Below are 830 nucleotides of genomic sequence, written 5' to 3'. Positions count from 1 at the left end.
CTAGGGGCTGTTCACATTTGATGATTTGTGTTTACATCCTGATCTTTGGGCGGAGATCAGGATGCTTCGGATGGTACTGACAGATGAACAGTGGCAGACAATCGAAGGGCTTCTACCCGGCAAGCCCGGCGATAGAGGGCGTTCGGCCAAAGACAACCGACTGTTCGTTGAGGCGGTCATTTGGTTGGCACGCACAGGCAGTCCGTGGCGCGACCTTCCGCCCGAGTTCGGCAACTGGCATTCGACGTATGTGCGCTTTGCGCGCTGGCGCGATGCAGGCGTCTGGGATCGGGTCGCCCTCGCACTGGCCGGCGAACGCGATCTGGCGCGGGTGTTCATCGACTCAACCATCGTTCGCGCCCACCAGCACGCCTCAGGCGCCCAAAAAAAGTAGGGCCGCAGGCGCTGGGGCGCTCGCGTGGAGGCCTGACGACCAAGCTGCACTTTGCCGTCGATGCCTTGGGCAAACCGCTGCGCATGATTCTGAGCGCAGGACAGGTCGCCGACATCGAGTGTGCGCACGATTTGATAGCCGATATGCCATGCGCCAGCTTGGTTGCCGACAAAGGATACGATGCCAACGCCTTGGTCATGAGTATCGAGGCATCCGGCGCGCAAGCAGTCATCCCGCCTCGCTCCAACCGTATCGCGCCCAGGCAGTACGACCGCTGCGCGTACCGCGCGCGAAATCTGATCGAGCGCTTCTTCAACCGCATCAAGCATTACCGTCGGATCGCCACACGCTACGACAAGCTCGCTTGCAGCTACATGGCATTCGTGCGGATCGTTTGTGCGGTGATTTCATATCGTTATATGTGAACAGGACCTAG

1 protein-coding gene is annotated in these 830 nt (G+C 59.6%); it reads left to right on the top strand.

Annotation, left to right across the window (positions count from 1 at the left end; genetic code table 11):
• Positions 1-61 precede the first annotated feature (61 nt).
• Positions 62-819 (top strand): IS5 family transposase gene (locus P7F68_RS19885; RefSeq protein ID WP_277835668.1). Its coding sequence is split into 2 segments (ribosomal slippage): positions 62-386 and positions 386-819, totalling 759 coding nucleotides; the frame shifts between segments, so codons are not numbered across the junction.
• Positions 820-830: the final 11 nt, after the last annotated feature.

It is taken from the genome of Thauera mechernichensis, from assembly GCF_029588855.1.
Lineage (GTDB): Bacteria > Pseudomonadota > Gammaproteobacteria > Burkholderiales > Rhodocyclaceae > Thauera > Thauera mechernichensis.
The sequence above is the reverse complement of the archived record's forward strand: the minus strand, read 5'-3'. Positions and strand labels throughout refer to the sequence as shown.